This window comes from Bacillus sp. E214 (genome assembly GCF_008087365.1).
Lineage (GTDB): Bacteria > Bacillota > Bacilli > Bacillales > Pradoshiaceae > Pradoshia.
The window spans coordinates 1,939,338-1,964,911 of the sequence record NZ_VENN01000001.1; the positions used below are offsets into that span (position 1 = coordinate 1,939,338).

The 25,574-nt window shown below is 39.3% G+C and carries 29 protein-coding genes and 1 other annotated feature; of the genes, 3 read left to right on the forward strand and 26 right to left on the reverse strand.

Annotated elements, in window-relative coordinates:
- Positions 1–47: 47 nt before the first annotated feature.
- The 3 genes from FHY47_RS09075 to FHY47_RS09085 form a co-directional block, all read right to left on the reverse strand.
- Positions 48–338, reverse strand: coding sequence for a LapA family protein (locus FHY47_RS09075; protein ID WP_066105454.1), 291 nt, complete (start codon positions 336–338; stop codon positions 48–50).
- Positions 339–600: 262 nt separating this feature from the next.
- The gene (secDF, locus tag FHY47_RS09080; protein WP_066105457.1) at positions 601–2,868 is read right to left on the reverse strand and encodes a protein translocase subunit SecDF; all 2,268 of its coding nucleotides are present in this window, start codon (positions 2,866–2,868) and stop codon (positions 601–603) included.
- Positions 2,869–3,104: 236 nt separating this feature from the next.
- Positions 3,105–3,413, reverse strand: a complete 309-nt coding sequence (locus FHY47_RS09085) for a post-transcriptional regulator (RefSeq protein WP_139063839.1) — start codon at positions 3,411–3,413, stop codon at positions 3,105–3,107.
- A gap of 131 nt (positions 3,414–3,544) precedes the next feature.
- On the opposite strand from FHY47_RS09085, the gene spoVB reads away from it, so the two are divergent.
- Positions 3,545–5,110: a stage V sporulation protein B gene (gene spoVB / locus FHY47_RS09090; RefSeq protein ID WP_066105462.1), complete on the forward strand. Its 1,566-nt coding sequence runs from the start codon at positions 3,545–3,547 to the stop codon at positions 5,108–5,110.
- 7 nt (positions 5,111–5,117) lie between these two features.
- On the opposite strand, the gene FHY47_RS09095 is transcribed toward spoVB, so the two are convergent.
- The gene (locus FHY47_RS09095) at positions 5,118–5,768 is read right to left on the reverse strand and encodes a DUF421 domain-containing protein (RefSeq protein WP_066105465.1); all 651 of its coding nucleotides are present in this window, start codon (positions 5,766–5,768) and stop codon (positions 5,118–5,120) included.
- Between the two features lie 148 nt (positions 5,769–5,916).
- On the opposite strand from FHY47_RS09095, the gene FHY47_RS09100 reads away from it, so the two are divergent.
- Entirely contained in the window at positions 5,917–6,309 is a 393-nt protein-coding gene (locus FHY47_RS09100; RefSeq protein WP_306821561.1) for a TIGR04086 family membrane protein, read from the forward strand.
- A gap of 33 nt (positions 6,310–6,342) precedes the next feature.
- On the opposite strand, the gene yajC is transcribed toward FHY47_RS09100, so the two are convergent.
- From yajC to safA, 10 genes are all read right to left on the reverse strand, one after another.
- Entirely contained in the window at positions 6,343–6,633 is a 291-nt protein-coding gene (gene yajC, locus FHY47_RS09105) for a preprotein translocase subunit YajC (RefSeq protein ID WP_066105468.1), read from the reverse strand.
- Between the two features lie 37 nt (positions 6,634–6,670).
- Positions 6,671–7,810 (reverse strand): tRNA guanosine(34) transglycosylase Tgt, encoded by a 1,140-nt coding sequence (gene tgt / locus FHY47_RS09110; protein ID WP_139892612.1) that lies wholly within the window; start codon positions 7,808–7,810, stop codon positions 6,671–6,673.
- Positions 7,811–7,833: 23 nt separating this feature from the next.
- Positions 7,834–8,862, reverse strand: a complete 1,029-nt coding sequence (gene queA / locus FHY47_RS09115) for a tRNA preQ1(34) S-adenosylmethionine ribosyltransferase-isomerase QueA (protein ID WP_148630204.1) — start codon at positions 8,860–8,862, stop codon at positions 7,834–7,836.
- Positions 8,863–8,950: 88 nt separating this feature from the next.
- On the reverse strand, positions 8,951–9,157 hold the full coding sequence (locus tag FHY47_RS09120; protein WP_066105478.1) for a DUF2905 domain-containing protein: 207 nt from the start codon (positions 9,155–9,157) through the stop codon (positions 8,951–8,953).
- Positions 9,154–10,140: a Holliday junction branch migration DNA helicase RuvB gene (gene ruvB, locus FHY47_RS09125; protein ID WP_373925499.1), complete on the reverse strand. Its 987-nt coding sequence runs from the start codon at positions 10,138–10,140 to the stop codon at positions 9,154–9,156. Before ruvB ends, FHY47_RS09120 begins: the two co-directional genes overlap by 4 nt.
- 27 nt (positions 10,141–10,167) lie before the next feature.
- Entirely contained in the window at positions 10,168–10,779 is a 612-nt protein-coding gene (gene ruvA / locus FHY47_RS09130) for a Holliday junction branch migration protein RuvA (RefSeq protein ID WP_066105483.1), read from the reverse strand.
- 148 nt (positions 10,780–10,927) lie between these two features.
- The gene (locus FHY47_RS09135) at positions 10,928–11,476 is read right to left on the reverse strand and encodes an intercompartmental signaling factor BofC (RefSeq protein WP_262365988.1); all 549 of its coding nucleotides are present in this window, start codon (positions 11,474–11,476) and stop codon (positions 10,928–10,930) included.
- A 297-nt stretch (positions 11,477–11,773) separates the two neighbouring features.
- Entirely contained in the window at positions 11,774–12,472 is a 699-nt protein-coding gene (locus tag FHY47_RS09140; RefSeq protein ID WP_187393462.1) for a metallophosphoesterase family protein, read from the reverse strand.
- A 226-nt stretch (positions 12,473–12,698) separates the two neighbouring features.
- A complete protein-coding gene (locus tag FHY47_RS09145; RefSeq protein WP_066105494.1) occupies positions 12,699–13,667 on the reverse strand; it encodes a phosphotransferase in 969 nt (322 codons plus the stop codon).
- The gene (gene safA / locus FHY47_RS09150) at positions 13,664–15,343 is read right to left on the reverse strand and encodes a SafA/ExsA family spore coat assembly protein (protein ID WP_187393463.1); all 1,680 of its coding nucleotides are present in this window, start codon (positions 15,341–15,343) and stop codon (positions 13,664–13,666) included. Before safA ends, FHY47_RS09145 begins: the two co-directional genes overlap by 4 nt.
- A gap of 170 nt (positions 15,344–15,513) precedes the next feature.
- Between safA and FHY47_RS09155 the strand changes: the two genes are divergently transcribed.
- A complete protein-coding gene (locus FHY47_RS09155; protein ID WP_139063840.1) occupies positions 15,514–16,053 on the forward strand; it encodes a transcription repressor NadR in 540 nt (179 codons plus the stop codon).
- Between the two features lie 106 nt (positions 16,054–16,159).
- On the opposite strand, the gene pheA is transcribed toward FHY47_RS09155, so the two are convergent.
- The 12 genes from pheA to minC form a co-directional block, all read right to left on the reverse strand.
- On the reverse strand, positions 16,160–17,002 hold the full coding sequence (gene pheA / locus FHY47_RS09160) for a prephenate dehydratase (protein ID WP_066105689.1): 843 nt from the start codon (positions 17,000–17,002) through the stop codon (positions 16,160–16,162).
- A gap of 60 nt (positions 17,003–17,062) precedes the next feature.
- Positions 17,063–17,515 carry an ACT domain-containing protein gene (locus tag FHY47_RS09165; protein WP_066105503.1) on the reverse strand — a complete coding sequence of 151 codons (453 nt, stop codon included), beginning with the start codon at positions 17,513–17,515 and terminating at the stop codon, positions 17,063–17,065.
- A 40-nt stretch (positions 17,516–17,555) separates the two neighbouring features.
- A complete protein-coding gene (obgE, locus tag FHY47_RS09170; protein WP_139892617.1) occupies positions 17,556–18,845 on the reverse strand; it encodes a GTPase ObgE in 1,290 nt (429 codons plus the stop codon).
- A gap of 42 nt (positions 18,846–18,887) precedes the next feature.
- On the reverse strand, positions 18,888–19,418 hold the full coding sequence (locus FHY47_RS09175; protein WP_066105512.1) for a Spo0B domain-containing protein: 531 nt from the start codon (positions 19,416–19,418) through the stop codon (positions 18,888–18,890).
- Positions 19,419–19,643: 225 nt separating this feature from the next.
- The gene (gene rpmA, locus FHY47_RS09180) at positions 19,644–19,934 is read right to left on the reverse strand and encodes a 50S ribosomal protein L27 (RefSeq protein WP_066105513.1); all 291 of its coding nucleotides are present in this window, start codon (positions 19,932–19,934) and stop codon (positions 19,644–19,646) included.
- Between the two features lie 15 nt (positions 19,935–19,949).
- Positions 19,950–20,273: a ribosomal-processing cysteine protease Prp gene (locus tag FHY47_RS09185; protein WP_066105516.1), complete on the reverse strand. Its 324-nt coding sequence runs from the start codon at positions 20,271–20,273 to the stop codon at positions 19,950–19,952.
- 10 nt (positions 20,274–20,283) lie between these two features.
- The gene (gene rplU / locus FHY47_RS09190; protein ID WP_066105519.1) at positions 20,284–20,592 is read right to left on the reverse strand and encodes a 50S ribosomal protein L21; all 309 of its coding nucleotides are present in this window, start codon (positions 20,590–20,592) and stop codon (positions 20,284–20,286) included.
- Between the two features lie 13 nt (positions 20,593–20,605).
- Positions 20,606–20,678: a sequence feature (ribosomal protein L21 leader region), on the reverse strand.
- A gap of 47 nt (positions 20,679–20,725) precedes the next feature.
- Positions 20,726–22,222 carry a ribonuclease E/G gene (locus tag FHY47_RS09195; protein WP_066105523.1) on the reverse strand — a complete coding sequence of 499 codons (1,497 nt, stop codon included), beginning with the start codon at positions 22,220–22,222 and terminating at the stop codon, positions 20,726–20,728.
- 57 nt (positions 22,223–22,279) lie between these two features.
- Entirely contained in the window at positions 22,280–23,146 is an 867-nt protein-coding gene (locus FHY47_RS09200; RefSeq protein WP_139892618.1) for a M50 family metallopeptidase, read from the reverse strand.
- The gene (locus tag FHY47_RS09205) at positions 23,139–23,933 is read right to left on the reverse strand and encodes a M23 family metallopeptidase (protein ID WP_181162035.1); all 795 of its coding nucleotides are present in this window, start codon (positions 23,931–23,933) and stop codon (positions 23,139–23,141) included. The genes FHY47_RS09200 and FHY47_RS09205 overlap by 8 nt, the downstream gene beginning before the upstream one ends.
- Before the next feature lie 119 nt (positions 23,934–24,052).
- Positions 24,053–24,856, reverse strand: a complete 804-nt coding sequence (gene minD / locus FHY47_RS09210) for a septum site-determining protein MinD (RefSeq protein ID WP_066105532.1) — start codon at positions 24,854–24,856, stop codon at positions 24,053–24,055.
- Positions 24,857–24,858: 2 nt separating this feature from the next.
- Positions 24,859–25,542, reverse strand: a complete 684-nt coding sequence (minC, locus tag FHY47_RS09215; protein WP_066105536.1) for a septum site-determining protein MinC — start codon at positions 25,540–25,542, stop codon at positions 24,859–24,861.
- Between the last annotated feature and the right edge of the window lie 32 nt (positions 25,543–25,574).

Below are 25,574 nucleotides of genomic sequence, written 5' to 3' on the forward strand. Positions count from 1 at the left end.
TATTATAAAAAATATCTATCAAAGGTTCAATGAGTGATTCTAAATATTTATGATTTTGGGTGAGTGTTAAGATCATTGTCAGCCAATTCATTATAAGCGATCCGTTCATTTGTTAGTTCTTTTATCTGCTTAGTCAGAGAGATAATACGGACTGCCATTACAGAACCAACAATGATTCCACCCATGGCAACAGATCCTAAAATAACCAAAATCAAGGGCCAATGAGCCGTTCCAAATACATAATTAACATCCACCTTATCCACATTAACAACAGCAAAAATAGCAACGATAAGAGCAAATACTATCCCAAGAATCACGTACCACTGAAGTTTTTTCATATTCCTACTCCTTTATAAAGTATTATGAAAAATTTTAATAAATCATGTATATAGTCTTAATCCCCTTATCTTACAAAGAAAAAACGTACTCCATGTTTGTTAGTCTATTGTTTACCTTTACTAGATCTTGCATACATAGCAAAAAAAGCACACAAAATAATCAGTTATAACACATAAAGTCTTTTTGTGAACTGGTGTAAGCTACCATAAAAACAGCCCGCTTCTCAAGAAAAAGAACCGGGCTGTTTTGTATGAAACATCATTAAACTTGTGGTTGATCGTTGTTTACACGCTTTTCTTTATATGTTTTGATAACACCTTTCTTCTTCAGCTCTTTGCCTTTTAGGATTCCATAAATAGGGGCTGCAAGCAGAATAGAAGAATACATACCAGTTACCAAACCGATTAATAGAGCAAGGTTAAAATTAAAGATTGATTCGCTTCCAAGGAACATCATCGCCAACACAGTAACTAACACAGTTAGAACAGTATTGATAGACCTGACCATTGTTTGGCGAACACTGATATTGATAATCTCATTAATTTCTTCCTGAGTCTTAATGCGTTTTTTCATTTGCATATTCTCACGAATACGGTCAAACGTAACGATTGTATCATTGATCGAATACCCAATGATGGTTAATACAGCGGCTATAAAGGTTAAATCCACTTCGATTCTAAAAATACTAAATATCGTTATTATCATAAACGCATCGTGCAGGAGCGCCAATATAGAAGGTAGAGCCATTCTCCACTCAAAGCGTAGGGTCGCATAAATAACAATACCAATTGAAGCAATCGCTACCGCAATCAGCGCATTTTTGGCTAACTCCTTACCTATTGTCGGGGATACCGTACTTATATTCGGATTATGCCCATACTTGGAATCAAAGTAATTGTTTAGCTCTGCAATTTCATCTTTTGAAAAGACATCTTTCGTCCGCACAACAGCCGACTTGTTACCCTCACCTGCCATAACGATATCTTGCGAATCAATTTCGTTTTCAGTAAGATCTTTTTGGATTTCATCTACTGATAGTTCTTTATCAGCATTGATTTGAATTCTGGACCCACTGGAAAAATCGATACCTGTATTTAAACCATTTACAAATAAGGATCCTACTCCAATTATGGTTAATATAATAGAAAAGATAAAGAATTTCTTTGCAGGCTTAATGAAATCCCATTTATCAAACTTCGTAGGTAAATATTTATCCTTTTTAAATTCGTTTAAATCATGAATGTCGCTTTTCTTAACCCCAAACCAGCCTGGGCGATTGTTAAGGAAGTTACTGTTCACCCATAAGGACATAATCAATCTTGTACCATACACAGCCGTTATAAAGCTGACTAATATACTGACAATCAAACTGGTCGCAAAGCCTTTGACTGAACTGGTTCCAAAATAAAACAGAACAGCTGCTGCAAGTAAAGTGGTAATATTGGCATCCATTATTGTAGACAAGGAGTGCTTATTCCCCTCTTTATAGGCTGCCTTAATGGAACGTCCTTTACGAATTTCGTCCCGGATCCGTTCATTTGTAATAATGTTCGCATCGACCGCCATCCCCACCCCAAGTATGAGGGCTGCTATACCTGGCAATGTAAGAACAGCATTCATCCAATCAAATACGAGAATGATTAAATAAATATAGGCAGACAATGAGACAACTGCAATCGCGCCTGGGAATCGGTAATAAGCAACCATAAAGATAAAGATAGCCAGGATCCCAACAATTCCAGCTAATAGCGTTTTATTTAATGCTTCTTCACCGAATTTAGCACCTACAGATGTTGAATAGATCTCATTCAGTTTAACCGGCAGGGCACCTGCATTTAAAATTTCAGCGAGGTCTTTAGCCTCTTCTACAGTAAAGTCACCTGAAATAACGGCTGTATCTGAATTGATCACTTGATTCACGTTTGGTGCTGAAATAAATTTAGGATCTTCTTTTGTGATTTCTTCTTTATAGGAATCTTTTCCTTCTTCAAAATCCAGCCAAATAGCTAGTTGATTCTCTGGCGCCATGGCTAAAATATCCCTTGTAACTTGTCCAAATTTATCTGCATCTTTTAATTGGACCTGTACAATAGGTTGATTGGTTTGGCTATCAAAAGATTGGCTGGCTCCTCCTTCTTTTAAATCCCCGCCATCCATTCTTACTTTATCGTTCACATCACGGAAAGTTAGATTGGCTTGCGTTGATAAAAGTTCCCTTGCTTTCTCCTGATCATCTACGCCTGCTAGCTGTACACGGATCCGATTATTGCCTTCAACTTGAATGCTCGGTTCACTGACACCGAGAACATTAATTCTTCGGTCCAATGCGCTGGCAGTAGCCGCCATTGCTTTTTCATCAATTTTTTGTCCATCTTTTGCTGGCTCCACTTTATAAAGAACTTCAAACCCGCCCTGTAAATCAAGGCCCAGCTTAATGTTTTGCATGATATTAGATGTTGTACCAACAAAGGTAACTCCTAATACGATTACAATAAGGAAGAAAGCCAGGATTCTACTTCTCTTAACCATTATGTAAATAGCCCCCTAATCATAATATCCCGATTGAAGCAGCATGGAAGGACGCTACTTTAATAAAACGTGATTATCCGATTTACTCGGTTCCTATGTTTTATTCCAGTTGTTTCAATCTTTTAAAATTTGATTTTACCGTTCTTATTATGAAAGATAGAATACAAAGTGTCAATTTGATTTCATATGAATTGGAAATTAATGCATGGATATATACCGCTTATATTTCTATAAAATCATGAAAATAAATCTTTGAATTCTTCAAGCCCTGAAGCCATATTTTTCTTCATAGCCTCACCTTCTTTTAATGCCTCTATTGTCGCATAATTCATATAATGTGCCACTTTGACACTCATAATATCTTGAAAAATTTCATATGCCCTTATTTCAGGATTAGGTTTCTTCCATTTTTTATTCGTTAAATACATCCAAATATCGTTTCCCTGAACCTCCGGATAACCTAACAATTGAAATTCTTCTTGTTTACTTTTTAAAGCTGGTAACATTTCTGAACGAAATTTCTCATACGGATGCTGTCTGTCCAATTTAATCGTCCTCCAACCCTCATTTTTCATAGATATTCACTTTTTCTGTGAAGCTTGTCATGGTTAGTCCATTTGCATGCATATAGATAATTGTATATGATTGCTGCTTGTTTGAGAAGGAGGGGAATTGAATGTCCAAGTTTATAAGGGGAACTGTTATCTTATTGATTGCAGGATTCATTACGAAGATCTTAGGATTTATTAATCGAATTGTGATTGCCCGCTTTATCGGTGAAGAGGGCGTCGGTCTATATATGATGGCATTGCCATCATTATATCTAGTGATTGCAATCGTTCAGCTTGGAATGCCCATTGCAATCTCAAAATTTGTGGCAGAGGCAGCAGCAAAAGGGGATCATCATAAAACAAAGAAAATACTGGTTGTGTCCTTATGTGTGACCGGAAGTCTTTCTCTAATTTTCACCCCATTACTATTTATGTTTGCTCCATACTTATCAACTCATGTATTCACAGACTCCAGAACTTTACTGCCTTTATTGGCGATTGCACCAATTGTACCAATAACGGCTGTTTCAGCTGTCTTGCGCGGATACTTTCAAGGGAAACAAAATATGAAGCCCTATGCGATTTCAAATATTATTGAACAAATTGTACGTATTTCAATGATAGCCGCATTGACGAAAGCCTTTTTGCCCTATGGAATTGAATATGCAGCTGCCGGTGCCATGGTAGCCTCAGTCATTGGAGAAATTGCCTCTTTGCTATATTTAATGTTGATGTTTAAATTTAAAAAGAGTTTCAGAATGAGAAAACAATTTTTCAACTATGTTTCATCTGGTAAAGATACATTAAAGGAGCTTTTATCCATTGCCATTCCTACTACAGGAAGCAGGATGATCGGATCTATTACTTGGTTTTTTGAACCGATTGTTGTGGCAAGGAGTCTTTTGGCAGCAGGGGTTGCGACTGGCGTCGCTACTGCACAATATGGTGAACTGGCAGGGTATGCCGTACCATTACTTATGCTTCCTTCCTTTATCACCCATTCACTGGGTACATCATTAGTCCCTGCTGTCAGTGAAGCCTATTATAAAGGAAATATCAAACAAGTGATTCACCGGCTGCAGCAGTCGCTCCGATTTGCTTTTTTAAGTGGCTCCCTAGCCGTGGTCACTCTATATGTACTTGCTGAACCAGTCATGCAGGTCATGTATCATAATGACCATGCCAGCATATATGTACGATTTATGGCACCCTTTTTTCTGCTCTTCTTTTTTCAAGGTCCTCTTCAGGCTACGTTGCAGGCTCTTAATATGGCCAGAGCGGCTATGTTTAACAGTCTAATTGGATCAATAACAAAAATCATCTTAATCCTCACACTCGTAACACAGCCGAATATCGGGATTATGGGAGCTGCTATTGCCATCTGTGTATCTACTGTGCTTGTTACTCTTTTACATTTCGCTACTGTTATGAAGAAAATCCACTTAACCATTTACTTGCATGAATACATCATGGCTCTTGTCGTCATGTCCATCTCCGGATTAATCGGACACATGCTCTATGAACAATGGTTAATCGGAATCCCTATGATTCAGCGTTTGATTATTTCGATAGCCGTTATCGTAATTGTTTTCGCAATCGGTTGTTTATTGACAGGCTTAATACGAAAAAAGGAAATCAGGAGAGTTCCTATTATTGGCCCTCTATTATCCAAGATTGCATTATTTCCATAACAATGAACTACTCACTGTTATTAATATATAGGTCGTCATCTTCTAAACTGCAAAACAGAATTTGTTTTACGTCTGTATAACCTTTTTTAGCTAATTCCTGAATTAGCCAGCTCTCTGATTTTCCAATCTCTCTAAGATTTTGCTTTTGTATCACTCCATCTTGAATGAGAGCAAAGATTGGACCTGGCTGTTTATTTTTTTTAATTGATTTTTTCTTGTAAATCGATAATTTCCCGGAAGGCTCAAAAATGGCAAATTCAACATCACTCATTTTTTCTACTTCTTCATCGCGTAACTGTATAAGCAAATCATCAAAATTATAACGCAGCATTCTCATTGCATTTTTGTCAATTTTTCCATTATGTATAATAATAGATGGCTTTCCATCAATCAGTTTGCGGATGAATGGCACTTTAAGTGATATAAAGGCAAGTATAATTTGAATAATGGATATGACTGCTATCGGCAAAATCGCTTTCCACATACTATCATCAGGATTTTCAATAGCTATAACAGCTATATCCGCCATCATCATAAAAACGACTAAATCTAGAAGACTTAGCTCTCCTATTTCCCGTTTCCCCATGATCCGAAAAACCAACAAAATAATAACATATAAAAGGCTAGTACGCCCTATAATTTCCAAATATTCAAGCAACCTATATTCCCTCCAATCAAATACATCTGTTAGTTTGCTGTTAAATAGAAAAAAATAGTCATTTGATTGACTGGTTGTACAAAAATACATTCTAAATAAAAATAAACAGAATAAATTATTTATAGAGATCCAATAGAAGATAAGGAGGTTGACCATAATCGAAACAAAAAACATAGGTTCTGCCATTTTGTACGGAGTTGTAACCATCTTTATTATGGCTGCTTTGTTCAGCTTATTATTTTCTTTGCTACTTAGATTCACCAGCATTTCTGAATCTTCTCTAACGTATATCATCATGGCTCTCTCTTTTTTAACTTTGTTTATTGGGGGATTTATATCCGGTGGAAAGGGGAAAAAACAAGGATGGCTGCTCGGAGGCAGTACAGGCCTAATCTATACTTTAATTGTTTTCCTCTATCAATATCTGGGGCTTGAGACCGTATTTACATCCACGCAGCTAATCTATAATGGCTGTTTTATTATCACGGCTATGATGGGTGGAGTACTGGGGGTAAATATGAACGGCGGATCACGAAACTAAAAAAACCTAGCCATTCGGCTAGGTTTTTTCATATTAATCTTCTTTCGTTGTTGTTACTGGACTTTCTTTTTTCTCAACTACTTGAGAAACAGATCTTCTATCAAATGTTAGACGAGAACCGTCTGGACTCTTGATAATTACTGTACCTTCATTAATAGAATCAACAGTTCCGTGAAGACCGCCGATCGTCACGACTTTATCTCCTCTTTGTAAGGCAGCTTGCATTTGTTCAGTTGCTTTTTGTCTCTTTTGCTGAGGACGGATTAAGATAAAGTAGAAAAACACCAACAGCAAAATCGGTAGCAAAAATTGGGATAATACCATATTATTTTCACTCCTTTCATTACATTAGTAAGAATGGTTAGAAGTTTTTTGCATTTGGTTTATTGAACCCATAATTCTCAAAAAATTCTTCCCTAAAGTCTCCAAGCCGGTCTTCCCTGATGGCTTGTCGAACTTGCTCCATTAAGTTTAGCAGAAAATATAGATTATGATAAGAGGTTAAGCGAATTCCGAATGTTTCGTCACATCTAATAAGGTGGCGAATATACGCTCTTGAATATGTTTTACAAACATGACAGTCACAATTCGGATCCAATGGACCAAAATCCATAGAATATTTGGCATTCTTAACGACTAGTCTTCCTTCAGAAGTCATCAGTGTACCGTTACGGGCAATTCTCGTTGGCAATACGCAGTCAAACATATCAACTCCACGGATTGCTCCATCAATTAGGGAGTCCGGAGAACCAACACCCATTAAATAACGTGGTTTATTGGACGGCAATAACGGAGTAGTGAATTCAAGAGCACGATTCATGACATCCTTCGGCTCCCCTACACTTAATCCACCAATAGCATATCCCGGAAAATCCAAAGATACTAAATCGCTGGCACTTTGGCGGCGAAGATCTTCATATTCTCCACCCTGTACGATTCCAAATAGCCCTTGATCATTTGGTCTTTCATGCGCATTCAGACAGCGCTCTGCCCATCTGGATGTTCTCTCAACGGATTTTTTCATATATTCATGTGTTGCTGGATATGGAGGGCATTCATCAAATGCCATCATAATGTCAGATCCTAAAATATTTTGGATTTCCATAGCCTTTTCAGGAGATAAAAATAATTTATCACCGTTTAAATGGTTACGGAAATGCACGCCCTCTTCTTCAATTTTTCTGAATTGACTCAGACTGAAAACCTGGAAACCGCCGGAATCAGTTAAAATTGCGCGATCCCAGTTCATAAATTTGTGTAACCCACCTGCAGCCTTAATGACCTCTGTACCTGGTCGCAGCCACAAATGATACGTATTGCCTAATATAATATTGGCACCCATTTGTTTCAATTCTTCTGGTGACATCGTTTTAACTGTAGCCAAAGTTCCTACAGGCATAAACGCGGGTGTTTCAAAAGTTCCATGAGGTGTATGAACCCGTCCCAGTCGGGCTCCTGTCTGTTTACATGTTTTAATTAATTCATAACGGATTGCTGTCAATCGTGATACTCCTCTCAAAAATCTTACTTAATAAACATTGCGTCGCCAAAGCTGAAAAATCTATATTTTTCACGAACGGCAGTATTATATGCATTTAATACATGTTCACGCCCAGCAAGAGCGCTAATCAACATAATCAACGTGGACTTAGGAAGATGGAAATTCGTAATCATTCCATCAATAGCTTTAAATTCAAATCCAGGATAGATAAAAATATTAGTCCATCCACTTGCCTCAGCAAAGCTTCCATTGTGATCGCGGGCAATCGTTTCAAGAGTACGTGTGGAGGTAGTTCCCACCGAGAATATATTACCACCCTCTGCTCTAACCCGATTTAATAGCTGAGCTGTTTCAGCATTCATTTGATAAAACTCAGAATGCATATCATGCCCTTCAATTGTATCGGATGAGACAGGTCGGAAGGTTCCAAGTCCAACATGAAGCGTGATAAAAGCTAAATGTACACCCATTTCTTTAATCTCTGCAAGCAGTTCTTCCGTAAAATGCAGTCCGGCTGTAGGGGCAGCTGCTGAACCTTCTTCCCGTGCATATACAGTTTGATAGCGGTCTTTGTCCGATAACCGCTCTTTAATATACGGAGGCAAAGGCATTTCGCCAAGTTCCTCTAATACTTCATAAAAGATTCCGTCATATTTAAATTCAAATTCCCTGCCGCCATGCTCCATCTCTTTTACACAAACAGCTGTAAGCTGGCCGTCACCAAACACAACCTCTGTTCCAACGCGAATACGTTTCGCTGGTTTGGCAAGCGTTTCCCATACGTCCCCTTTAATTTGCTTCAAAAGAAGAAGCTCTATATGAGCACCTGTATCCTTCTTCTCGCCGTGCAACCTGGCCGGCAATACCTTTGTATTGTTTAGAACGAGGCAATCTCCAGGTTTCAAGAATTCTTTAATATGCTTAAATTGCGTATGATTCACATCACCTGTCTCTTTATCAAGGACCATCAATCTGCTTTCTTCGCGTTTTTCAAGCGGAGTTTGCGCAATTAATTCCTCAGGCAGATGAAAATCAAATAAATCTACTTTCATGGTGACACTTCCATTTCTTTAACTAGTAATCATGCAGCACACTCAAATGGCGGAATTTACATCTCTATCTATGACGACAACATTTAATTCATTTAAAACGGCTGATGATATAAAAAAATACTGATAATAAGATACTGACAATAATAGACGTCATAATAGGAAAATAAAATGTAGTATTTCCTTTTTTTAATAAAATATCACCCGGAAGCCGTCCAATTTTAATGAATTGCATTAAAAAACCAACCACAAAAATGGCCACACCTATCATCATAATCGTTTTTGGTAAATGATTCATGAATTTGGCACTTCCAAATTGAAATGGCGATACACATGTTCAGTCACAATCCGGCCGCGAGGGGTACGCTGCATAAATCCAATCTGCATCAAATAGGGCTCATACACATCCTCTATCGTTCCGGATTCTTCCCCAATTGTAGCTGCAATCGTATCCAGCCCTACAGGTCCGCCTTTAAACTTCTCTATAATTCCAAGCAATAACTTTCTATCAATCTGGTCAAGTCCAACCTTATCAACCTGCATTAATTCCAAAGCATAATCAGCTAAACCAAACTGAATATCTCCGTCGCCACGTACCTGTGCAAAGTCACGCACTCTTCTAAGCAATCTATTTGCAATCCTTGGCGTGCCCCTGGACCTGCGGGCAATTTCGCTCGCCGCTGATTCCTCAATAGCCGTATCCAGTACCTGGGCTGTACGTGTCACAATTTCCCGCAGCTGTGACTCAGTATAATACTCCAACCTGGATATGACACCGAAACGGTCACGTAATGGTGCTGATAAAGCACCTGCTCTTGTTGTGGCTCCCACAAGGGTGAAAGGAGGCAAATCCAATCGAACAGAACGCGCTCCCGGTCCTTTACCGATTACGATATCGAGGCAAAAATCCTCCATCGCTGGATACAATACCTCCTCAACAGATTTTGGCAGTCGATGGATTTCATCAATAAATAAAACCTCACCAGGCTGAAGAGAACTTAAGATAGCAGCTAAATCGCCAGGGCGTTCAATAGCAGGTCCAGATGTAGTCCGAATTTCCACTCCCATTTCATTCGCAATGATTGTGGCCAATGTCGTTTTACCAAGTCCCGGTGGGCCATACAGCAGCACATGGTCAAGCGCCTCTTCTCTCATTTTGGCTGCTTCAATAAATACACGTAAATTCTCTTTTACTTTATCCTGCCCAATATATTGTTCAAGTGAATGGGGTCTCAGACTATATTCAAACGTCTCATCCTGATTTTGTGCATGCAGGTCCATGATTCGCTCTTCCAAGTTGTCCACCTCCTATTTCAACATAAGCTGTAATGCACCTTTTATATATTCTTCCGTTGTTTTCTCCTCTTTTTCAAGCTTCGGCACCAATTTCTTAACTTCTTTCTCGGAGTAACCAAGTGCCTGCAAAGCAAGCAATGCTTCTTCCAATGCAATATTCTTGGTGGAGTAGCTCAATTCTTTTCCATCTGCTGTTTGGAATAAATCAGGGAATGCATCTGGAGAAACATCTTCAAGCTTCCCTTTTAGGTCAAGGATCATTTGTCTTGCGGTTTTCTTTCCAATGCCCGGAAATTTAACAAGAAACTTCTCATCCTCAGATTCAATGGCTTCCACAACCTGATCGACTCTTCCACTCGCGAGTACAGCAAGCGCACCTTTTGGCCCGATACCTGTGACATTTAATAATTTTATAAACAGTTTCTTTTCTTCTCTTGAACTAAAACCGTACAGTGCCTGTAAGTCTTCACGTACATAGTGATGTACGTATATTTTCTTTTCCTCGTTCGTTCCGGAAAATACAAATGGATTTGGCGCATGAATTAAATAACCAATCCCGTTATTCTCGACTACTATATATTCAGGACAGACATAGTCTATCCGACCTTTTATAAAATCGTACAACGTTTACCTCTCCTCTAATTCGACTGTAAACCATTGTACCATACTACATTTAACCATTATACACTACCAGCACAAATGTTTGATTTTTTGATTTTTAAGAAAACAGCCAAAAGAGCTGTCGCAGGCAAACGATCAGCTCTTTTATAAATTATTGAAGCGTTTTAGACGTCGGTGTTGAATAAGATTTATAAACTTCCAAGAACTTAAGATATCTTTCTTTATTTACGATTCTAACACCATTCTGCAATTCAGATTTTTCAGTGGATTCCAGCTTCTTTAAATCAATTTGATAGAAAGATTGAATGATTTGATCCCTGGCAGGCTTGCCGTTAAAAATAGTAATCGTTCCATCAGATTTAATCCCAAAATACCCATTTCCCTTTAATAAGGGAGAAATATCATCAACATACGTTTGGAATACAAGCTGCTGATCGTTTTGGTCCACCAATAGCCACTTATCATATTTTCTCCAAAAATCATCCATGGAAATAATCGTTTCCTCGATTTTTTCTTCACTCATCTCTCCATCCAAATATACTCGCTGAAGAATGACTGTTCGCTGGATTGGAGTAATTCCAAGGACCGGACTATCCTGACCGGCATCGTTTCTAACCGCAACACCTACGTGATCATTCATACCTGGAATGACTATTAAACAAAACAAACAAGCCACCAGGAAAAAGTACCGTCCATTCATCTAACCCACCTCACTAAGATGTAAATCAACTCTCCACCAGTATCCCCAAAAAATTGAAATTAATACGAAAAGCTGAGGCGACTGTTCAGGAGCGACAAGCATAAGTAAGAGGCACGCAGGGGACGTCCCTTCCCCGAAGTGGTTATACTTATGACTCGAGGGCCTAGGAGCCGAAGCTGGATCTCACGAAAAGCTGAGACGACTGCACTAAGGACCAAGGACTAAGAACGCCACGTCCTGCAGCAAAATCTTTGTGACTATTGTTTTCTAGAGAGCGGTCCGCTCTTTGTTTATATGTTACCGAATGACATCTTCGTAAGTTACTTGACCTTCTTTTATTCTAATTACATAACCTCTTAACAAATCTATTTCATGAGAGCAAGCGCAATTAAATACATAGGTGTCACCTAATTTGTCCGCTCCAAAATCTTCATGAATATGACCACCTAAATAAATGAGGGGGTTCAGGTTCTCTATCTCCATGCGTAACGACTGGCTTCCCACTCGCTCCCCTCCTGTTATTCTGTCCTGTTTCTCGAATAGCGGAGTATGAGCCACGATAACCAACGGTTCTTTACTTTTTAGTTGTAAGGTGTTTATTTGCTTACGAAATGCTATTTTCAGTTGATCCTCAGAAAGCTCTCGATTTGTGAAAAAAGGTGTTTCCTTGATATATTCAAAGCCCGTAAAGTGAATACCCATATGCTCAACGACTTTACCGTGTAAATTTATGCCGCTCTTTATTTCCGAGTCTACCCAGTCATCGTTTCCTAACACATAATATATTGGAATATCCAAATGTTTAAAAAGACTCGAGATTTCTTGGGCAGATTCCTCCTGGATTGCTTTAAACATCTCAAAAGTGACACTAAATGGTTTTGGATATAAGTCACCCGGGAGAATTAACACATCAACATCTTTTTCTCTTATGACTTCTATGATATGTTTATAGATGTTTCTGTTACCGTGTATATCAGCGACCGAAAGTATATTCATATTGATTCGTTCTCCTCTATCTATTCTAATCATTTGGTTTATTATACTGATTTCAGCTGATTACTGCGGTCTTTTCTGCTCATATTCATTAGTAAGTATCCTTAGCCTTCAGACAGATATCGCTTCTTTCCAAGCTCATGACAAAAAAGATGAACATCCACGACGCTCATCTTTCAATTATCTATTGGTTATTTCACTATTCCTTACATTTTTGCACGATTAATTTTTACAAAAGCCCTATCTTCGACTTCAATTCTCTAAAAAAATAGATTCTCTTTGGTAAATCTTCCACGGTAATATCCCAAAGGGAGTCGAGACGACGGTTGGAACTCCATAATTGATCACGGCAGATGCGATTCCATTCTCTATAAATATCTGTTGGAAAACTAAGCCCAATCAAAAAGAAAGGATTATCCCGATATTTTTTAAACTGAGGAAAAGTAAGAATCTCTTTCAATGAGCAATTATTAAAAATTAGCAATCTGTTGGCATACTGTAAATAATCTATCATAGGCGGTGCTTCAGCCATCAAATCAAAATCAATAAGGAGAAGCTCACCATCATCTTTTCTAAAAAAATTGTGATGTGCCAGGTCGCCGTGAATGATAACAGGATCTTCATCCACTTCCTCAAGCTCGTATGAACCCAGCTTATCCAATGCCCATTCTCCCATTCTTAAATACTCGGTCAGCATCGAGTCGGGAATAACTCTGTTGAGCATATTCCTATTAGATGTAAATTCTCCTAATCGTTCTCTCCATTTTGACACTTGTGAAAAAGTGTGTTTTTCCACTGTCAAATCATTGATGATCGTAGCAGAGGCCTCATGCATCTTATTTAACAATGTCAAACCTTCTAATCGCTCCGAATAATTTTCATACGTAAAGCTTCTTGGATGCTTCGTTAAATATTCTATAAAACCGATTGATTTACCTTTGCATTCAAACGGTTTAATTTCATCGGAAAACACATAAGCTCCATTGAACCCTGCTTTTCGCAGCTTTTTTAAAAATTCGAGTTGCATGAGTAATCTTTTTTGATTTACAAATTGTTTGGCGATAAATATACCCTTATTTGTACTAACCTTAATCAATCTTGGTTTGATAGCTTTCATCTCATAAACTACGATATTTTGTTGACTTAAATAAGCAAGGAGGCAGTCTTTTAGACTGCCTCCCTCCTGCTCCCTCATCATGATTGACCTTCTTGCTCACTGCTTTCTTCCTGTGTCCTTGGCATATCAAATGCTGCCGGCTCGATATGCGGTATCACATGCTGGCCATCGGGATTGTAGGAAGGAGATCCTGTTTCAAACTGCTGACCCCCATACCTTTGATGAAATTGGGAATCCTGAAAAAACGGTTGTTGAGCAGCATGCTGATACATAGGGTGACTCATGCCTTGCTGTTCATACTGACCCATTTGTTGACCCATTCCTTGTTGGTCATACTGGCCCATTGAATGACTCATACCTTGTTGGTCATACTGACCCATTGGCTGACTCATACCTTGTTGGTCATACTGGCCCATTGAATGACTCATACCTTGCTGGTCACACTGACCCATCGATTGACTCATACCTTGCTGGTCATACTGACCCATCGATTGACTCATACCTTGCTGGTCATACTGACCCATTGGCTGACTCATACCTTGTTGGCCATACTTGCCCATTGAATGACTCATACCTTGTTGGTCATATTGATTCATTGGCTGATAAAAAGACCCCTGTGCTCCTGTATCAGAACAGCCGCAGCCTTTCGGTATATACCCATCAAACGGAATATATTGCTGTTGTTGCTGTTGCTGTTGATAATGATGATCCATCATATGGCTTGACGATTCCATCCCATAATGGGAAGATTCATATCCATGATGCCCAAATCCTGGATGTTGATAGTAGCCTTGTGTTCCCTGTACAGGGAATTGGCCATACGGGGACATCGTTCCGCCTTGATGATACCCTTGCTGCTGCGGATAATAATCCCCATGGTGGCCTCCCATCTTATGGCTTGATTCGTGGTGCCCATAGTGAAAGCTTGAACTGTCTTCCATTCCGTCTCCATGACCCCAGTAAGGCTGGTGGAAAGACGGTTGGTGATAAGACGGTCCAGTCATATATGACTGATTAAAATAAGGCGTTGGATAGGCCATGCATGGATGCATCATAACTGGCGGGCAGCATGGATCATAATATGGAATCATAGGCGGACAATATTCCGGCATATACTGCGGCATTGGCTGCGGTTTCGGCATTGGCATGGGCTGTGGCTTCGGCATTGGTTTTTCCATTTTCTTCGGCTTTTCTTTTATGATTGGCTTTTCTTTTATGACTGGCTTCTCTTTAACTTTAGGTACCTCCTTAATAATAGGCATAGGAGGAGGTGTTTGCATTTCCATTTTGGCCATATTCATTAAATAATAGTTGTTGATATCAATTTCTGGTACAACAGGTTTTACAATGGCCTGTGGGGCGACATACGGCATTTTAGGCATTTCTTTAACAGGCTTTTCTTTTTTAATATCCATCGGTTGTATTGGCATCTCCTTCACTGCTTGTGGTGGTGACACAATCGGCATCTCTTTCGGTTTACTCGGAACTGTCTCGGTCTCTGCTTTTATACTTTCCTTCACATTTGAACTCCCACCTGAAATAGGAACTTCCTTTACGGTTCCAAAATTAATCTTTGTATTGCCTCCTTTTTTTACAGATGGAGACGTATTATCGGGTATTTTAATTTTCATGCCAGGCATCAGCATATCCGGATTGCTGAGCTGTGAATTCATTTTCTTTAATGTTTCAAAATTCACTCCATATTTCTTAGCAATCTTCCATAATGTGTCGCCCTTTTGGACGATGTGTATTTTCACGCATAATCCCTCCCTACGCATATGTCCATATATACTATGATTGATTGGGCAGATTGCTATTGATTTAAGAAAATTTATGCGGAATTATTCTGGTTTATGAAGGAAATCCCTCTATGTTACAATAAAGACAACCAGTATTTTAAAATAACACCTAAGCAAGGAGGGCATAAGTGATGACCCAGAAAAAATATACAACAGAAGAACGGCGTAAATATATCCTATCCATTTTAAAAGAACGTCATGAACCGATTACAGGAAGTGAGCTCTCTATTATTTGCTCAGTCAGCCGCCAAATCATAGTTGGAGATATTACCTTGCTTAAAGCACGGAATGAACCAATCATAGCCACGCCAAGTGGGTACATTTATATACATCAAATCGATCCAAAATTGGAACGGAAAACAAGGATTATTGCGAGTTTCCATGCACCTGAACAAGCAGAAGAGGAACTACTGCTTTTAGTGGACTGCGGTGTTACGGTGAAGGATGTAAAAGTGGAACATCCCATGTACGGTGACTTAACAGCATCCATTATGGTCAGCACCAGACAAGATGTCCGGCAGTTTATCGCCAATCTAAAAAATACAAATGCCTCTCTCTTGTCCCAGTTAACAAATGGTTTACATCTTCATACCATTGAAGCTGCAAGTGAAGCGGAGCTCGAGCAAGCAGTACAGGCATTAAGAAATGCAGGTTTTTTGAAAGAATAAAAAGATATGCTGCGCAGTTTTAGTTATGTACAAACTGAAAAAGAACAATATAAATAGGACCCCTGCTGAATATAGCAGGGGTCCTTCGTTTAATCTTAAGAGATAATTAATAACTATAATAACTGCCCATAACCGTAACTTGGCAACCCAAGGCTTCCATTTCGGCAATGGCGCCCGGCAACAGAATATCATCCATCTTTTGTTCGATATCGATAATGAAGAAATAGTTGCCAAGTCCTGTTTTTAATGGTCTGGACTCGATTTTGGAAAGGTTAAGCTTCCTCCACGAAAAGGCTGATAACACTTGATGGAGAGCTCCGGCATGGTCAGCTGGAAGCAATACCATAATCGTTGTTTTTTCTCCTTTTTGTTGAATAGGAATCATTTTTTCCGATAACGGCTTATGGCCCAGAATAACAAATCGTGTATGGTTATGAGAATAGTCGTGTATATCCCATTTTACAATCGAAAGTCCATATTCTTCAGCAGCCATTTCATTTGCAATCGCTGCTGTCATCTCATCCGGATGCTCTTGAATATAGTGAGCGGCTGCAGCAGTGGAGGTAATACTTTCACATCGTACGCCTTTCATATCTCCATGCAGGAATTTATGACATTGGGCTATCGCATGACTGTGCGAAATAATCCGATCAATCCTGGTTAACTCATTGACATGAGAAGGATGAACCATTAAATGCTGGCGAATAGGGGCGGAAAACTCTGCAACTATCGGAATCGGGACTTCATGAATCAAATAATCCAGTGTGATATTGACTGATCCCTCCAAAGCATTTTCTAATGGAATAACCGCATAATCAACCAGCTTAGCTTCCACAGCATCCATACATTCAGGAATTGTCATAAATGCCTGCCTTTGTCCATAGGGAAATAATTTTGATGCTGCCAAATCACAAAATGTAGCTTTTGGCCCTAGATAGGCAATACGTATGTCCAAAGTGTTCTCCCCCTGCTCTAAACCTCTCTGTTTCTCTATCTATGTATTTATTTTTCAAGCTCCTGAGCCTAATATTTCAACCTTATCCACGAATTCAAGCCTTTTTAAACGGTTTATAAATTCGTTCATTTCCATATGCATCTCACCTGTATTTAACGATAAGGTTACATTTGCACGTCCCTGAATCGGAATGGTTTGATGGATGGTCAGCACGTTGCATCCCGAGGATGCAACGATACCGAGTAATTCAGAAAGCGTGCCTGACCTGTCTTCCAAATGGAAAAATAGCGTAATAATTTTTTCTTTTACCACTGAATGAAAAGGAAAAACTGTATCTCTGTACTTATAAAAAGCACTTCTGCTTAAATCGACGCTTCTAACAGCCTCCCAAACAGAAACAGCCTTTCCTCTTTCAATCATTTCTTTAGCCTGCAAAGTTTTTTGCATCGCTTCAGGCAATACATCTTCCCTGACTAAATAAAATTTCTTATCAGCTTTATTATGCAAGCAAGTTCACCCTCTTTGGAACCATCCTTAAACTTTGTGCTTAATCTACAAATTCAAATTCATATTCCATTAAACGAACAATATCTCCGTCAACTGCTCCGCGCTGTCTAAGAGCTTCATCCACACCCATTGCTCTAAGCTGGCGGGCAAAGCGTTTAATAGATTCATCACGGCTGAAGTCTGTCATCTTGAATAGTTTTTCAAGCTTATCGCCAGTAACAACAAAGGTACCGTCCGATTCTCGTGTAATAACGAATTCTGCTTTTTCTGCCTCATGTTTATAGAGAACACGATGAACACCGCTTGTCTCTTCTTCATGCTCAAGCGGGAATTCCGGAGTTTCCTCAATTTTATCGGCAACAGCAAACAGTAATTCACGCAAGCCTTCATGAGTAACCGATGAAATCGGGAAGACTGGTACATCATCTTCTAGCTGTTCTTTAAAAGCCTTTAAATTCTCTTCAGAATCAGGCATATCCATTTTACTTGCTGCGATAATTTGCGGCCTTTCCGTTAGGCGTAAATTATACTCTTCAAGTTCCTTATTAATTGTCACATAATCTTCATAAGGATCACGGCCTTCCTGACCGGACATATCAATGACATGGACGATTACACGCGTACGCTCAATATGGCGCAGGAATTGATGACCCAGCCCAACACCTTCATGAGCCCCTTCAATCAGTCCAGGTAAATCTGCCATGACGAAGCTGCGTCCATCTCCGGTTTCAACCACACCTAGATTAGGGACAATCGTAGTGAAATGGTACTCAGCAATCTTTGGCTTGGCAGCTGAAACAGACGATAGCAATGTGGATTTACCTACACTCGGAAATCCAACCAAGCCTACATCTGCCAGTAATTTCAATTCCATAATTATATCACGTTCAACCCCTGGTTCACCCTTCTCAGATAGTTCAGGAGCTGGGTTTGCAGGTGTAGCAAAACGAGTATTACCACGTCCGCCTCGTCCGCCCTTCGCAATAATGGCACGCTGGCCGTGTTCGGTTAAATCTGCAATAATTTCACCAGTATTGGCATCTGAAACAACTGTGCCCGGAGGAACTTTGACAATCATGTCAGCTGAATTCTTACCATGCTGATTTTTAGACATTCCATGTTCCCCTCTGGGTGCTTTAAAATGCCTTTTATATCGGAAATCCATTAGTGTGCGAAGTCCTTCTTCTACTTCAAATACAACATTTGCTCCATGGCCTCCGTCTCCACCGGCCGGACCGCCCTTAGGTACATACTTTTCTCTTCGGAAAGCGACCATTCCATTGCCGCCATCTCCACCTTTAACGTAAATCTTGACTTGATCCACAAACATGGGTGGTAACACCTACTTTCTGCTTTTGCAACTCTTTGATTGTTATCTTACCGTTATTTCAAAATAAAAAGAATTAATATCCTCTGTAATGCCCGATATTTTTAAAGGCTCTTTTACCTGAAACATTTTTATTAATTCTTCTTTATTGTTTACTGGTCCCTGAAAATCAAAACCAATCTTTAATGAATCCTCATCTGTTTTGCTGAGCAGGATGGTTAAATGCAGGATATCTAATGCTTCTATTTGCCTATTCACTTCATTGAAAAACTTCTTCATCCAATTGGTTATCAATTCATCCAATTCCGGATAGCCTTTTATATCATCCATAATTTCATATGTAATATGGAATTTGTAATGAAGCCACTTACCTGTCAATAAAAGTTCGGAAAGCATCGGCATATTCATATTTGAGATTTTCGCTTCCTGTTGTGCTTCAATAATAATTTCATCTACAAGACCAGATACTCTATCCATTTTACCTAATGCCATATTTCCTTTAATCAGCTGTATTTTGTTTAACCAATCATGACGTGCATGCCTCAGTAATTCTACAGTCGTCCATTTTGTTTCCATCTTAATACATTCTCCTGTCGGATTGGAATAATGAGGTCCTGGAAAAATCGCAAATCATCTATTACAGTATAACAAATTTAGCGGAGTTTCAGGAGAGGAATATATTCGCCAGCAGTAAATAACTTGGGGTACATACGGAAGTATAATGGTTTTAACCAAAAAAACTCATATCTAAAAAAGAAAACTCCAACCAACAAGGTTAGAGCTTCTTTTGACTGTTACTTATTATGCTTCTTGTGCTACTGGGTAAACGCTGACTTGTTTCTTGTCACGACCCAAGCGCTCAAATTTAACAACTCCGTCAATTTTAGCGAAAAGAGTGTCGTCTCCACCACGGCCAACGTTCAAACCTGGATAGATTTTTGTACCACGTTGACGGTAAAGGATAGAACCACCACTTACGAATTGTCCATCAGCACGTTTAGCGCCAAGACGTTTAGAAATGGAGTCACGACCGTTCTTTGTAGAACCTACTCCCTTTTTGGAAGCGAAGAACTGAAGATCCAATCTTAACATGTATTCCACCTCCTGTTAGCTAAGAATAATTTTCATGTATCTACCATAGTCACGTTCAATCGTTTGTAAGGAAACAAGCATGCCTTCGAGTAACAATTGTACCTTGTCATCGCTATCCGTTTCCGGAAAATGGACTTCAAGAAAACCGCCATCTTTACCTGCCTGTTTAATGATGGGTTCAACAGTAGTTAAACTCATCACGGCATTTACAGAGCCAAAAGCTACTGCAGATACCCCTGCACAAACGATATCCTGACCTTTTTGTGCAAAATCGGCGTGTCCTGATATACTGAACGAAGAAATTCGCTCATCAGCTCGCACTACCTTTACTTTAATCATACGCGTCGCCTTAGAAGCTAATCTTTTCGATTGTTACTTTTGTGTAAGGCTGACGGTGACCTTGTTTTTTACGGTTGTTCTTTTTCGCTTTGTATTTGAAAACGATGATTTTCTTTTGTTTGCCGTGTTTTTCAACTTTACCTGTTACAGTAGCGCCTTCAACAACAGGGCTTCCAACTTTCACATCTTCTCCACCTACAAAAAGAACTTTATCGAAAGTAACGATGCCACCTTCTTCAACGTTCACTTTCTCAACGTAGATAGATTGACCTTCTTCTACTTTCACTTGCTTTCCACCAGTTTCAATAATTGCGTACATACCTGCACCTCCTTAATTGTCTAAGACTCGCCGACGGCAGGCGCCATAATGGACTTATTACCTGACGTGTGCGGTTGTAGCATGGGTGCTACAAACTTAACATAAAAATACTATCATAATCAGACAAACATTGTCAATCATGATTTACTAACATACGGATAATAGGCTTGTTTTTTATTCCTTCCTCTGTACGCTTCAAACGCTCTTCAAGATCCTTCTTATTTCCGAGGGCTCGAATTTCAAAACGATTGGCCCCTGTCATTCTTCCCTCCGTCACAAATATATTTTTAGTGCCTGACAGGATATGTATTTTCACCGCATGAATATTGTCCTTGATATACGTGTAAAAGGATGAATCAACCACAACCCATACAGAATCATCCAAGCTGTATTTTAATGCCTCTAACTGACGTTCCAATTCATATATCGCGCTCTGACGGCTTTTTATTAATCCTGTTCCGCTGCATTCCAAGCAGTCTTCTTGAAGAATTTCATATAAATCCGGACCTTCTTTTTTTCGTGTTATTTGCATGAGTCCTAGTTCGGTAAACCCAATGACCACAGAACGCAGCGGATCATCTTTTAAGGCTGTTTCCATTGCTGCCTGTACTTGATGACGATGCTCAGGGGATTTCATATTAATAAAGTCAATTACAATAATCCCGGATAAATTGCGCAGAATCATCTGTCTTCCTACTTCTGTTGCGGCGAGTATATTTGTATCCAAAATTGTTTTATTTATGTCGTGCTTTCCAGTAAACTTACCCGTATTTACATCTATCACATGCATGGCTTCTGTTTTTCCAAAAAGTAAATACGATCCGTTCGAAAGCCAGACTACCTTTTTGACTGCTTTCTCCAATTCTTCAGTAACGCCGTGGGAATCATACAGACCCACTTTATCCTTTTGAAGCTTTGCTTCCCATGTTTCAGGTAGTACAGAACGGAGTAATTGCATTCCTTCTGCAGAATTAGTCCAAAGGTCCCCAGTTGTCCCTGTTGTCCAGCTTTCTATCAGATTCAGAATGCGATTTTGATCGCTTATAAGCGCTGGAGCTTTACTTTTTGACGCTTTTCTTTGTAATTGCTCATAACGTTCACGCAACTCGCTAAGCTTCGAGATAAAGGCTTCTTCATCCGCATCCAAGAATGATGTACGAACAATCACACCTTCATCTTTTTGCAGATGCTTGGCTGTTATATGTTTCCACTTCTGAACAGTCTTCCTATCTGCTTTTTTAGAAGTACGGACAAAATGTTCACCCCTTATATAAACAATTTCCGGCGAAGAAACTTCAATTAACGCACTTATTTTAGCGCCTTTCGTTCCTTCTGGATCCCGCAGAATGCGTACAAGCAGCTTTTCACCTTGCTTTACATATGTTTTTGCCTCAGGGTCTAAATGGTAGTTCGGCGTTTCTTCAAATGGCAAATAGGCATTTTTATCAAACCCAATATCCACAAAAGCTGCGTTCATACCCGGTACAATTTCACGAACAATTCCAATGTAAACATTGCCGGCAAATGGGCCCTGCCCTTCTCTTTCAATATGTATCCTCATCAGCTTATCATCTTGCAATAAACCGAGACGTCGTTCCGTTCCTTGAAAATCAAGCACTATTTTTTTCATTAAAAAAATCCTCTCGTTGGCTCATTAATCTTACTTTAACGAGTCAGGAGAGGAGCGTCAATAAGGATACAAAAGTTCTCCAATAGGCCGATATGCCAATTTTGATGTAAAACAGGCATGTAAAACCTCCGCTTCATCCAGCTTTCCTAATTCTTCATCCTTGTTTTTCACGATTATAATATGCTTATTGTCTCTACGGAAATCCTCAAGTATTTTATAAACCTTTATATCCTTTTCCGCTTCCAGCCGTGATATCGCTCTAATATCCTTATTATGTCCATAATGTCTTTCCATCAAAAAGCGTAAAAATACAAATTGACGGTGTTTCCACTCCTTCCATAAAGAAAAGATCAGAAAGCCAACAACCATCCACCAATTCATATTTAGCGGATTTACAACGACCAATCCGATTAAAGCAAGAAACAGACTGACACCGGAAATGATAATAATTAGACGGTGCGCATGCAGGAAGGGCATCCGCTTGCTTAATAAAACAAACAACGCTTTTCCTCCATCCAGGGGCCAGATAGGGGCTAAATTTATAAATAAAACAATAAAATTATATAGAATTAAACTTGTATAGATATAATCTGATATAAAGCCAATTGTGTAAAAAAGATAAGTCAGCAGCAAAATCCAAACATGCTGCAAAGGACCGGATGCCAACACAATTAATTCCTCATGCCATGGCCGGTTTCCATGCTCATCTGTCTCCAGCTCTCCGCCAAAAGGCAAAAGTGTAACTGATTTTATCCTCCAGCCAAATAACTGCGCAGCAATAGCATGACCCAGCTCATGACATAATACGATTGCAAACATTAAAAGCAATTCAGTAAACCTGGCTGTCAACACACCAAGAGCAAGTAACAACCAGGTTAATGGATGAATGCGTATTTTCGTAAGCACAGGCCATATTTTATTCAAACGAGATCACCTCATTAGGATCAATAAACTTTCCATTGGCTTTCAATGCAAAGTAAAACTCCCCCTTGTCCGGCTCATCCGACGGCGATACTATTCCTACCTTCGTTCCTTTCTTAATTTGTTCATACAAATTGACGTTTATCTCCTGCAGGTGAGCGTACCATGATTCACTCTTATCCGGATGCTGGACAATAACTGTTTTTCCGTGTGTCTCCTTCTCACCTGCGTAGATAACGACCCCCTCTTTAATCGTGTCAACCGATGTATTATTGGATGTTTTGATTAAGACCCCCTGTCCATCCTTCACAAAGCTTTTCATAATGGTGCCTGTTGCCGGCGTGGCAAAACGATTATCAGCAGCATTATTATTTTTAGATTCATTCACCGATTCCTCAGGCAAAAAAGCAAATGGCTTTCCGACTGTATCCTCAAACCAGCTAGATACTGACGCAAATTGAAATTCCTTCTGATAGACTTGGTCAAGGGTAGTTTTCGCTGTCTGGGTCCATGGAGCAGAAGTTCGATAAATAATGGCCATGCACAAAACCAAACAAACAGAAGCAAGGATACGAAATAAGATCCAATCTTTGTTTATAATAGGCGGCTTTTTATGCTCACTCACCCCTTCTTCATATACGAAAACATTTTCAGAACCCCATTCTTTCTCATCTTCCATTTCCGGCCATGTCGGTCTTTCATTCCTCTTACTGGCATTCATCATTCTTTCCCGATTTTTTCTTCTCTCGGCAATGCGCTTACGAACTTCTGAGCTACTTTGGCTGCCCATCCTTTCACCTCTCTTATACAGCTCTTTTCTAAAAGATATGTATAGTCGGTCCAAGCTATGCCATGCATACATACAAAAAAGGACCTCTAATCAGTTTGATTAGAGGTCCTCACTTACTATTACTTAACACCAAATAATTTTTTTATCCGCTTAAACATTCCTGTTTTCTCATCTTCAAGTGGTTTTAGCGGAATGGATTCACCTAAAATACGTCTCGCAACGTCTCGATAGGCAACAGATGCTCGATTATTCGGGTCAAACACAATCGGCTCTCCCTGGTTTGAACCCTTAATTACGTCATCATCATCAACTACAATCCCAATCAAATCAATGGATAGATGAGTAGTAATTTCATCAATATCTAGCATATCGCCCATTTTTAGCATATGATTTCGAATACGGTTGATGACTAGTTTTGGAGATTCGACATTTGGTTCCTTCTCCAATAACCCGATAATCCGGTCCGCATCTCTGACTGCAGATGTTTCAGGTGTCGTTACAACAATTGCTTTATCAGCGCCAGCCACTGCATTTTTGTACCCTTGTTCGATACCGGCTGGACAATCAATAATGATATAATCAAAATCTTGTTTCAAAGTATCAATTAACTGCTTGACCTGTTTTGGATTTACGGAGGTTTTATCCGCTGTCTGTGCTGCAGGCATTAAATAAAGACGATCATCAAAACGCTTATCTTTCACAAGCGCCTGATGGATTTTGCATCTTCCTTCAATCACATCTACCAAATCGTAGATAATACGATTTTCAAGGCCCATTACTACATCCAGATTTCTCAAACCTATATCAGTATCGACCAAACAGACTCTTTTCCCCATTAACGCTAAGGCAGTTCCGACATTGGCAGTAGTAGTCGTTTTCCCTACTCCACCTTTACCGGATGTTATTACTATGGCCTCTCCCATGGCTATACGCCCTCCTCAAATAAGGATAAATTAGGTCTCACTTTACATAAAACTTGTAATCTATCAAAAATCATCTCACCAGATTGATCTAAATAAGCACATTCCATTTTGTGGTCATCCTGCTCATCATAATCAAAAGAGTTATATAAAACATCTCCAATAACGATTTGGGATGGCTTAAACACAGATGCAGACACGACACATTCTTTATTGCCGTGTATACCTGCCAGCGCCTTCCCCCGCAGTGTACCCATAATAAAGATATTACCGCCGGCTTTAACGGTCGCACCGGGATTTACATCTCCTATTAAGAGCATGTCACCCTTCACTTCCAAAACTTGACCCGAACGGACAATCCTCACGATTTTTGTCACAGCCACTTCTTCAGCCAATCTTTTGGCTTCTTCATGCAAAATAACATTAGATTCAACATTATTTACAACCATGTATCCCTTTTTTTCTACTAAATCGACCAAAGCTTTCGCTTGTTCGTCCGTTAAATAACGATTACCGGTATGTATGGTGACATGAATACTTGATGTTGTTTCAATCGTTGAATTATGAATAGACAATTTTTCATCCAAATCTCTTAAAGCTTCAGAAATAGATGAATGATCATCAATCACAATCGTTAAACCTTGTTTACTTCCTTTGATCATAACATGCTGAATATTCTTCTTTCCCATGACGTCGTGCTCACCTCAATGCAATTTAATTC

Excerpts from the sequence above, each read along its gene's own strand:
- FHY47_RS09075 (WP_066105454.1), bottom strand. The coding sequence starts at position 338 with ATGAAAAAACTTCAGTGGTACGTGATTCTTGGGATAGTATTTGCTCTT.
- secDF (WP_066105457.1), bottom strand. The coding sequence starts at position 2,868 with ATGGTTAAGAGAAGTAGAATCCTGGCTTTCTTCCTTATTGTAATCGTA.
- spoVB (WP_066105462.1), top strand. The coding sequence starts at position 3,545 with ATGTCCAAGTTTATAAGGGGAACTGTTATCTTATTGATTGCAGGATTC.
- yajC (WP_066105468.1), bottom strand. The coding sequence starts at position 6,633 with ATGGTATTATCCCAATTTTTGCTACCGATTTTGCTGTTGGTGTTTTTC.
- queA (WP_148630204.1), bottom strand. The coding sequence starts at position 8,862 with ATGAAAGTAGATTTATTTGATTTTCATCTGCCTGAGGAATTAATTGCG.
- FHY47_RS09120 (WP_066105478.1), bottom strand. The coding sequence starts at position 9,157 with ATGAATCATTTACCAAAAACGATTATGATGATAGGTGTGGCCATTTTT.
- ruvB (WP_373925499.1), bottom strand. The coding sequence starts at position 10,140 with ATGGACCTGCATGCACAAAATCAGGATGAGACGTTTGAATATAGTCTG.
- FHY47_RS09135 (WP_262365988.1), bottom strand. The coding sequence starts at position 11,476 with ATGAATGGACGGTACTTTTTCCTGGTGGCTTGTTTGTTTTGTTTAATA.
- FHY47_RS09140 (WP_187393462.1), bottom strand. The coding sequence starts at position 12,472 with ATGAATATACTTTCGGTCGCTGATATACACGGTAACAGAAACATCTAT.
- FHY47_RS09145 (WP_066105494.1), bottom strand. The coding sequence starts at position 13,667 with ATGATGAGGGAGCAGGAGGGAGGCAGTCTAAAAGACTGCCTCCTTGCT.
- obgE (WP_139892617.1), bottom strand. The coding sequence starts at position 18,845 with ATGTTTGTGGATCAAGTCAAGATTTACGTTAAAGGTGGAGATGGCGGC.
- FHY47_RS09175 (WP_066105512.1), bottom strand. The coding sequence starts at position 19,418 with ATGGAAACAAAATGGACGACTGTAGAATTACTGAGGCATGCACGTCAT.
- rpmA (WP_066105513.1), bottom strand. The coding sequence starts at position 19,934 with ATGTTAAGATTGGATCTTCAGTTCTTCGCTTCCAAAAAGGGAGTAGGT.
- FHY47_RS09185 (WP_066105516.1), bottom strand. The coding sequence starts at position 20,273 with ATGATTAAAGTAAAGGTAGTGCGAGCTGATGAGCGAATTTCTTCGTTC.
- rplU (WP_066105519.1), bottom strand. The coding sequence starts at position 20,592 with ATGTACGCAATTATTGAAACTGGTGGAAAGCAAGTGAAAGTAGAAGAA.
- FHY47_RS09195 (WP_066105523.1), bottom strand. The coding sequence starts at position 22,222 with ATGAAAAAAATAGTGCTTGATTTTCAAGGAACGGAACGACGTCTCGGT.
- FHY47_RS09205 (WP_181162035.1), bottom strand. The coding sequence starts at position 23,933 with ATGGGCAGCCAAAGTAGCTCAGAAGTTCGTAAGCGCATTGCCGAGAGA.
- minD (WP_066105532.1), bottom strand. The coding sequence starts at position 24,856 with ATGGGAGAGGCCATAGTAATAACATCCGGTAAAGGTGGAGTAGGGAAA.
- minC (WP_066105536.1), bottom strand. The coding sequence starts at position 25,542 with ATGGGAAAGAAGAATATTCAGCATGTTATGATCAAAGGAAGTAAACAA.